This is a genomic window from Bacillus sp. P14.5, assembly GCF_003316765.1.
In the GTDB taxonomy this organism is placed as follows: domain Bacteria; phylum Bacillota; class Bacilli; order Bacillales; family Bacillaceae_B; genus Rossellomorea.
The window spans coordinates 115,514-123,824 of sequence record NZ_NIJF01000096.1 but is presented as its reverse complement, the minus strand read 5'-3'; the positions used below and the strand labels follow the sequence as shown (position 1 = coordinate 123,824).

8 protein-coding genes, 1 pseudogene and 1 other annotated feature are annotated in these 8,311 nt (G+C 41.7%); of the genes and pseudogenes, 6 read left to right on the top strand and 3 right to left on the bottom strand.

Annotated features, from left to right (window positions below; translation table 11 throughout):
- Positions 1-578 precede the first annotated feature (578 nt).
- Complete coding sequence (locus B9Z54_RS20520; RefSeq protein ID WP_240190029.1) at positions 579-1,256, bottom strand: hypothetical protein; 678 nt, start codon at positions 1,254-1,256, stop codon at positions 579-581.
- Positions 1,257-1,435: 179 nt separating this feature from the next.
- On the opposite strand from B9Z54_RS20520, the gene B9Z54_RS20515 reads away from it, so the two are divergent.
- A complete protein-coding gene (locus tag B9Z54_RS20515) occupies positions 1,436-1,723 on the top strand; it encodes a DUF1294 domain-containing protein (protein WP_113930239.1) in 288 nt (95 codons plus the stop codon).
- Positions 1,724-1,793: 70 nt separating this feature from the next.
- A complete protein-coding gene (locus B9Z54_RS20510; RefSeq protein ID WP_113930238.1) occupies positions 1,794-2,366 on the top strand; it encodes a TVP38/TMEM64 family protein in 573 nt (190 codons plus the stop codon).
- 49 nt (positions 2,367-2,415) lie between these two features.
- Here B9Z54_RS20510 and B9Z54_RS20505 read toward each other — a convergent pair whose 3' ends face one another.
- Positions 2,416-2,817, bottom strand: coding sequence for a sigma-w pathway protein ysdB (locus tag B9Z54_RS20505; protein ID WP_187444303.1), 402 nt, complete (start codon positions 2,815-2,817; stop codon positions 2,416-2,418).
- Positions 2,818-2,966: 149 nt separating this feature from the next.
- On the opposite strand from B9Z54_RS20505, the pseudogene B9Z54_RS26750 reads away from it, so the two are divergent.
- Positions 2,967-3,484, top strand: a pseudogene (locus B9Z54_RS26750) (dUTP diphosphatase).
- Positions 3,485-3,600: 116 nt separating this feature from the next.
- Positions 3,601-4,686: a M42 family metallopeptidase gene (locus B9Z54_RS20495; protein ID WP_113930237.1), complete on the top strand. Its 1,086-nt coding sequence runs from the start codon at positions 3,601-3,603 to the stop codon at positions 4,684-4,686.
- Between the two features lie 1,097 nt (positions 4,687-5,783).
- Here B9Z54_RS20495 and sspI read toward each other — a convergent pair.
- On the bottom strand, positions 5,784-5,993 hold the full coding sequence (sspI, locus tag B9Z54_RS20490) for a small acid-soluble spore protein SspI (RefSeq protein WP_113930236.1): 210 nt from the start codon (positions 5,991-5,993) through the stop codon (positions 5,784-5,786).
- A gap of 156 nt (positions 5,994-6,149) precedes the next feature.
- On the opposite strand from sspI, the gene B9Z54_RS20485 reads away from it, so the two are divergent.
- Together B9Z54_RS20485 and pheS are read left to right on the top strand one after the other, a co-directional pair.
- On the top strand, positions 6,150-6,911 hold the full coding sequence (locus tag B9Z54_RS20485) for a TrmH family RNA methyltransferase (RefSeq protein ID WP_113930235.1): 762 nt from the start codon (positions 6,150-6,152) through the stop codon (positions 6,909-6,911).
- A 55-nt stretch (positions 6,912-6,966) separates the two neighbouring features.
- Positions 6,967-7,202: a binding site (T-box leader), on the top strand.
- 63 nt (positions 7,203-7,265) lie between these two features.
- Positions 7,266-8,303: a phenylalanine--tRNA ligase subunit alpha gene (pheS, locus tag B9Z54_RS20475; protein ID WP_113930233.1), complete on the top strand. Its 1,038-nt coding sequence runs from the start codon at positions 7,266-7,268 to the stop codon at positions 8,301-8,303.
- Positions 8,304-8,311: the final 8 nt, after the last annotated feature.

Sequence of the window (8,311 nt, the reverse complement as noted above, 5' to 3'; positions counted from 1 at the left end):
GCTTTTTTGTACTTTTATCTTTTAATGAAGAATTTGTTAATTGCCGTCCAAGGTAAAGGGATAAGCCGAGATCTGTTTTTTCGCTAAGTCCATTTCAGTGGCCGCGGACCTCCGGCAGCTGAAGCTGGATAGCGCTCCCGCAAGAGACCATGTGTCTGCCCGAAGCGCTTTCTCCCTAAAGAAAGAAGGGGAAAGGACATTAGAAAGTAACAATCTTTCAGTAAAAAAACGAATTAGAATGAGATAAATGTCATTTCCCTAAATGAGTAACTAGCAGAGAAAATAAGGGGAGTTTTTACCGTTAATTGCAGCTTTGAGTCTGATTTGTTGGTATATAAGGGGAGTATTTCCCCTTATTCATAAAAAATCACCTGTTTTCTAGTGTTTTGAGTAAAATAAGGGGAATTTCTCCCCCTATTAATGCTGTTTTTCAGTGCTACCATTAAAATAAGGGGAATTTTTCCCTTTATTAATGAGCTTGAAGTCATCGACTAGTTGAGAATATACCTTTCCACCACAGAAAGGTTATTTGACTTCGTCAGAAAAAGAGTTAACCTATTCGACCAACGTTACTCATCTCATTCATTCTCTAACTTAAATTCAATTTTTTCCGCTTGGTACATATTGTCTTGAAATTCATAAGTAATTATTATATTTCCAACAAAAGCACCAGGCGATAACTGAGGATGCAACGTCGCAGTCAATTTATCATCCTTCACCTCATAATTAATAATGCTGCCAAGGCTTATCTCTTCAAATAAGGTCTCAGGAAGCAGCTTTAATTCTTTTACATTGAATGAAAAATGTTTATTTCCGATACTGATTTCTGCTTTGGAAGGGGTAAGACTGGTTCTTATATTTTTGTTGACAATGGCCAGCGGCGAGTCAACCAAAACCTCCTTGAACCGCTTATTACCGGGATGAAAAACATAAACTTCCTGGTCTAGAACACCGGTACCATAACCTCTTGTTAAAATGATGATTAATTCATTCCTCTTATCTTTAATAATATCCTGATAATATAATTGTGGAGGATAAGCAGGATTAGTAACGTTGATCCAGAAAGGTCTTGAAAAGACGTCCCCTTTGAAATCAACTTTAAAGTCAAAATATAAACCATTCATTTCTTTGCCGTATAAAGTTATATCATCTTCTTCAGATTGGGCTACAACAGAATACCCTGGCATGGCTGCACCTGCCATAATAGGGGGGACTAAGAAAAGGATAGTCATTAATGGAATAATAAATCGAATCATGGAAAACACCTCAAGTGTAGTGTTGCTGATTGAGCGTAATTAATTCGCTTGAAAACCAGAATAACAGGTAATCATTCATCTATTGTTGCGGCATCCTATTCTTCCTTTATAATTAAAGTAATGTGTTTTCAGAAGGGATATATTAAAGTCACGACAAACATGAAAAGAGGCATGTGCTAATGAACACAGCACTAATACTATTAATCACGTATTTTATTATTATGAACCTGATGGGTTACATGATAATGGCTAATGATAAAACTAGAGCGAAGAAGCAAAAATACAGAATAAAAGAAAGTTCGATCTGGAGGGCGGCCTTCCTTGGAGGAGCAATTGGCTGTTTCGCCGGGATGAAAATATACCGGCATAAGACAAAACATAATGTTTTTAAATATGGTCTGCCGGCATTGTCGGTTGGGCAGCTGATCAGCTATTCCGCCTTGGCAATTGTTTTTTACCAAGGATAGAAATTTGCCTTGTTCTAACAGCCCGTACCATTGTATATGCTGTAGTAACCTGTAGAAAAGGGGTGGGGGCATGGACGATAGGTATGCCTTTGTGTTTACTTTTATTGAAGCAAGCGGATGGCTGGCTCCCCTCGCATTCATTCTATTTCATATCGTCAGGCAATTTATTTTTATACCGGTGGTGCTCGTCTGTATTGTCGGAGGAATTCTGTTTGGCAGTGTTTTTGGCACTTTGTATTCCCTGGCAGGATTAACATTGCTGTCGGTTGGCTCTTATTTTATATTAAAAATGTTTCCTGGACTGAATCAAAGGCTGTTGAAACTGAAGCAAAAATGGTTTGGGCAGGGAGCGGTTCTGACAGTGGGGCAGATTGCAGTATTGAGGCTCGTTCCGTTTGTCCATTATCAGCTTTTGAATGTTTGTTTGATGGAAAGAAGGCCGGCGTTGGGAGATTATATACGAAGTTCTTTTCTGGCCAACCTGCCCCTGGCATTCTTTTACACAGTGTTTGGTGAATTTATCTCGGAGTTTACCCCGGGGATTATCGCCATGATTCTATTAGGATTGTGTCTGCTGTTTTATACTTTGAGGGAAAAAGTGAAAGTGATTAAGTGGCGTGAATTTTTCCATCAGCCATCATAATAACATGGCTTTGGAAAATCACCTGAAAAAAACAGGAACCGGGAAATGATTATTTCATTTCCGGCTCCTGTTTTTTGTTAATGAACTCTTTTAAAGGACTTTTCCAGTCAATCGAGGCATTGGGGTACCTCTCCAGTATTTCCGTCTCTACATATTTCAGATCCTCATAGCTGATGCCTTTTAATAAGCTGGGATTCTCAACCCATACAAAAATGGAAACGACATCAAAGGCGCGTTCTGTTGTGCCGAGATACTTCTCTCCTTGAAATAGAACCCCTTTATATGTGACAAGAAAGTTTTTCCTGACATTTTCCTGATCGTCGAGAAAGTAGAACTTTTTTTGTTCCGAAGCTAATTCCAGCTTGCGCTTTGGATTAACAATGTATTTAAAAGCGCGGTATAATAAGTAAATGATAAGTAGAAAGACCAAAATCCTAATGAGTATCAGCATCGTTTACCCTCCAGACAATCACATTGCATAGTGCATCCACTTCTCTCTACGATTGAGCCGGAAAAAAGTTTCATATTTTCTTGAAAAAATTTATTTTTTTAAAGAAACTGCACAGTATGGTATAGTGTTCGTTGCAAAACAAGGATTTTATGCGGGTACTTAAAGAAAGGAAGAAGATAAAAATGAATATTAATGAGTTATTTCAAATGCAGAAAGCACTGGATACTTATATTGAAAAAGAACATGGATTAGAAGAAGCGGACCTTTTTCAGGAAAAGACCATGGCACTGCTGGTTGAAGTCGGTGAACTTGCCAATGAAACGCGCTGTTTTAAATTTTGGAGTAAAAAGCCCGCTTCAGAAAAAACATTATTCTAGAGGAGTTTGTTGACGGAATTCATTTTATTTTATCCTTGGGAATTGAATTGGGCATCAAGGATTTTCAATTAAGGGATATCAGCTATAGTGAGAATATCACAGAGCAGTTCCTGAGTGTCTATCAATCCATAAACGATTTCACGTCCGATAGATCAGTGTCCGAGTATGACCATCTTGTGCATAGGTACTTTTATTTAGGTGAACTACTAGGCTTTACCCATGAAGAAGTAGTACAGGCGTACAAAAAGAAAAATGAAGTGAATTACCAGCGGCAGGAACAAGGATATTAACGAATATAATTGGAACCCTAGAGAGGTGAGCCAATCCACATGCAAAACTTTTGAATAAATTCTGATAATTTGGTATGATTATCAGTGGTACATAAAATCATTAGGGGGGCGAAATAATGGCGAAATTAGACGAAACACTAAGCATGCTGAAAGATCTTACAGATGCTAAAGGTGTGCCAGGAAATGAGAGAGAAGCAAGAGACGTAATGAAGAAATACATAGAGCCTTTCGCGGATGAAATCACAACTGATAATCTTGGAAGCTTGATTGCTAAGAAAGTCGGCGATGAGAACGGTCCGAAAATCATGGTAGCAGGACATCTTGATGAAGTTGGGTTCATGATTACTCAAATTGATGAAAAAGGCTTCCTACGATTCCAAACAGTCGGCGGCTGGTGGTCACAGGTTATGCTTGCCCAGCGCGTGACAATCGTTACGAACAAAGGAGATATCACAGGGGTGATTGGTTCAAAACCGCCTCACATCCTGCCTCCGGAAGCACGCAAAAAGCCGGTTGATATCAAGGACATGTTCATCGATATCGGCGCTTCAAGCCGTGACGAAGCACAAGAATGGGGCGTTAAGCCAGGGGACATGGTCGTTCCTTATTTCGAATTCACAGTAATGAACAATGAAAAGATGCTATTGGCTAAAGCCTGGGATAACCGTATTGGCTGCGCGATTGCCATCGATGTCCTAAAAGGATTAAAAGGTGAAAACCATCCAAACGTTGTGTACGGTGTAGGAACGGTACAAGAAGAAGTCGGCCTTCGCGGCGCGAGGACTTCTGCTTCCAAAATCAAGCCTGATATCGCATTTGGTGTTGATGTAGGCATTGCCGGCGATACTCCTGGCGTGTCTGAAAAAGAAGCACAAAGCAAAATGGGTGAGGGCCCGCAGATCATTCTTTATGATGCCTCCATGGTCTCTCATAAAGGACTTCGCGACTTCGTTACGGATATTGCTGATGAAAACAATATACCTTACCAGTTCGATGCAATTGCCGGAGGCGGAACGGATTCAGGTGCCATCCACTTGACAGCAAATGGTGTTCCTGCCCTTTCCATCACGATTGCGACTCGCTACATCCACTCTCATGCAGCAATGCTGCATCGTGATGACTACGAAAATGCAGTGAAATTGATCACTGAAGTCATCAAGCGTCTTGATAAAGACACTGTTGCAAAAATTACATTTGATTGATTTGTATGAAAAAGAGACCTTTTTTAGGGTCTCTTTTTTGTTGTGATTCTAATCGATTTACTGAGGCAGGTGCGGTGTAATGGAATAGTGATTAATATTAGAGTCTTTTGGTAAACTTTTTTGCTATTTTATATAACTTCGTAAGATTCTTTATATTAGGCTGTTTTCGCAAAGAAGGTGGTGCTTTAAAAGAAATGGATTTCCGCTTCAGGCGGACGACTCCGCGGGGCGGGCGGTGAGCCTCCTCGGCTTTGCCTGCGGGGTCTCACCTCTCCCGCTAGTCCCGCAGGAGATCCGCCTTCCGCTTCAATCCTCCTGCGTAAAGAGTGAAAAAGGTTAGATTGCATTCTGGAACAGCAATTAATAAGAAAAAAGCCTAATAAGAAGACTGTTTTCGCATTTAATCTTCTCTGGGCAGATCCCTCTCAGGGTTTTAAGAAATTCTCTCTGCACGAGGATATCAACTCATTTCTTTTGGAGTAACAGCAATTAATGCCGTTAGTATGTAAGAAAAGATTTTATAAGTTTATCGCTGGATATGTTGAAGGAAAGATCAAGGATGAAGATAGATATGGAAAATTAAATGGTCTTTTCTGATTGGAATAGTTTCGATAGTCTTTAGTGTTTTATTGGCCTTTTAAATTTTTGGGTGTTTATTGTATTAATTAGCATAATTGCTGTGGGGCAAATCGTCATTAATACGGGGATGTATAATTAATGAGAGGTGTGAAATTTCGTTGGGGATATAGCTTCTCGGTTTCGGCGCGCGAATTCCTATTCCGGACCGTTAACCGTCAAAAAAGCGAATCTCAACGGACAGCAAATCCCCTTTCCGGGCCGTTAACTATCAAAAAAGCGAATCTCAATGGCCCGCAAAGCCCGCTTCCGGGCCGTTATCCGATCAAAAAGCCAAACTCAATGGCCCGCAAAGCCCGCTTCCGGTCCGTTATCCGATCAAAAAGCGAATCTCAATGGCCCGCAACATCGTACAAGTGAATTCTCTACCACACCACTCCTATCCGCTCAATCGATAGCGCTTCCCGGCAGCATCCCCTCCAGGACAAACTAAAAACGGATGCACAATGCATCCGCCTTAATCAACCTTTCAAGCCTTCTTCAATTGTTTCAAGAAGCATTTTCTGTTCTTCCGGATCTGCTGTATTCCAGAATACTTCCATAAGAACGCCAAGTCCAGGAAGAGTTTTTTCCTCTCCGCCTTGGATAGCATCAACAATCGTTTCCTTTAACTGATCCTGATCATTTCCTGACACATTATGGATGATCGCATTTCGTAAGTTCAATCCCATTTAAAAACGCTCCTTTACCCTGAAATTAGACTTTCTTGATTATCTTCTCCCACTCCCCGTTTATTATGTACGAAATGTGAGGTATAATGTAAGTTCGAAAGCGGCATAAAGGTAAAGTAGAGAGGCCGCCAAACTGTTCACAAGGAGACACATACTGTGAAATATGTTCAATCTGCGAAAAATCCGCAAGTGAAGCAATGGAAGAAACTGCATACAAAGAAAGAGCGGGACCGCTCTGGTACATATATGGTTGAAGGTTTCCACCTGGTTGAGGAAGCCCTTAAATACAATGATGTTGTTCAAGAGGTGCTGGTGAAAGAAGGAATTGATCTTCCCTCCGCTTGGAATCTTGACTCTGTTTCGGTCACTCAGCTGTCTGAAGATGCTGCCAAAGCAGTCTCGGCTACTGAAACCAGTCAGGGAGTTTTTGCGGTTTGCTATCAGCCAGAAACACAGGAAGGCGAGTTGAAGGGCAGAACCTTATTGATGCTTGATGAAGTACAGGACCCGGGTAATCTTGGAACGATCATCCGCACTGCAGACGCGGCGGGAATCGATATGATCATTCTTGGGGAAGGCACAGCTGATGTGTATAACCCGAAAGTCCTTCGATCAGCACAGGGAAGCCATTTTCACCTTCCGATTATTAAAGGGGACTTGCCTGACTGGATAGACAGGTTGAAAAGAGAGGGAGTTCCGGTTTATGGGACCGCCCTGGAGAATAGTGTGGAATACCATAAAGTAACAAGTGAAGAATCTTTCGCCCTTATATTGGGGAATGAAGGCAATGGCGTATCTCCATCCATTCTGGGTTCCACTGACCAGAACCTTTATGTGCCGATTTACGGCAAGAGTGAATCATTGAATGTCGCCATTGCAGCCGGAATCCTCATGTATCATTTAAAAAAGGCGCAGTAATTTTTGAAAAAGGTTTGAAATCAGCCGGAATGTTTTCTATAATGAATGCACATATGTAAAAACAATGACAGAGAAAAGTAGCGTGATGTAACCATTCCAGGGAAAGAGTGCCGTGACTGAAAGTGCTCTTATGGACACCACTGCGAACGTTCACCTCTTGAGTTGGCATCGGGACCGTTTCTTAAGGAAACCGAAAGATGCCCCGGCGAAAAGCCGTTATCCCAATGAAGAGAGCACAGGTTTGCTGTGTTTTAATAAGGGTGGTACCGCGACGATAACCTCGTCCCTTGATTGGGAGGAGGTTTTTTTGTTGTTAAAATTAAATACCAAAATTATCTAAGGAGGCCATTTTGCATGGAAGCAAAATTAAAGCAGTTGCAAGACGAAGCTCTTCAAAAAATCGAAGAGGCAGAAGGGCTTAAAGAGCTCAACGATATCCGTGTTGCCTATCTCGGCAAAAAAGGACCAATTACCGAAGTATTAAAAGGAATGGGCAAGCTTTCTGCTGAAGAGCGTCCAAAAATGGGGGCTCTCGCCAACGAAGTACGTGCCGCAGTTACAAAACGACTGGAAGAAAGAAATGAAAAGCTTGAAAAAGAGGCGGTCAATAAGAAGCTTGCATCAGAAACGATTGATGTAACCCTGCCTGGCAGACCTGTCAAAAAAGGAAGCAAACATCCGCTGACGAAAATCGTGGAAGAAATCGAGGATCTTTTCATCGGAATGGGCTACAGCATTGCGGAAGGACCAGAAGTGGAAACAGACTTTTACAATTTCGAAGCATTGAATCTTCCGAAGGGACATCCGGCAAGAGACATGCAGGATTCCTTCTATATCACAGAGGAAACATTACTCAGGACCCACACTTCACCGGTACAGGCTAGAACGATGGAGAAGCATGAAGGAAAAGGCCCAGTTAAAGTCATCTGTCCTGGAAAAGTGTACCGCCGCGATAATGATGATGCGACCCACTCCCATCAATTTATGCAGATTGAAGGACTTGTCATCGGTGAAAACATCCGTATGAGCGACCTGAAAGGAACTCTGCAGGTGTTTGCGAAAAAAATGTTCGGTGAAGACAGGGAAATCCGTCTCAGACCAAGCTTTTTCCCTTTCACAGAGCCTTCTGTAGAAATGGATATCACGTGTAAGATATGCGGAGGCAAGGGCTGCAGCGTATGTAAAGGCACTGGCTGGATCGAGATTCTTGGAGGCGGAATGGTGCATCCAAACGTACTCGAGATGTCCGGATTCGATTCTAAAAAGTACACAGGTTTCGCTTTTGGAATGGGCCCTGAGCGGATTGCGATGCTGAAATACGGAATTGATGATATCCGTCACTTCTATACAGATGATGTTCGTTTCTTAAAACAATTTCAAACCCAGGAATAATTAAGGAG

Excerpts from the sequence above, each read along its gene's own strand:
- B9Z54_RS20520 (WP_240190029.1), bottom strand. The coding sequence starts at position 1,256 with ATGATTCGATTTATTATTCCATTAATGACTATCCTTTTCTTAGTCCCC.
- B9Z54_RS20515 (WP_113930239.1), top strand. The coding sequence starts at position 1,436 with ATGAACACAGCACTAATACTATTAATCACGTATTTTATTATTATGAAC.
- B9Z54_RS20510 (WP_113930238.1), top strand. The coding sequence starts at position 1,794 with ATGGACGATAGGTATGCCTTTGTGTTTACTTTTATTGAAGCAAGCGGA.
- B9Z54_RS20505 (WP_187444303.1), bottom strand. The coding sequence starts at position 2,817 with ATGCTGATACTCATTAGGATTTTGGTCTTTCTACTTATCATTTACTTA.
- B9Z54_RS20495 (WP_113930237.1), top strand. The coding sequence starts at position 3,601 with ATGGCGAAATTAGACGAAACACTAAGCATGCTGAAAGATCTTACAGAT.
- sspI (WP_113930236.1), bottom strand. The coding sequence starts at position 5,993 with ATGGGATTGAACTTACGAAATGCGATCATCCATAATGTGTCAGGAAAT.
- pheS (WP_113930233.1), top strand. The coding sequence starts at position 7,266 with ATGGAAGCAAAATTAAAGCAGTTGCAAGACGAAGCTCTTCAAAAAATC.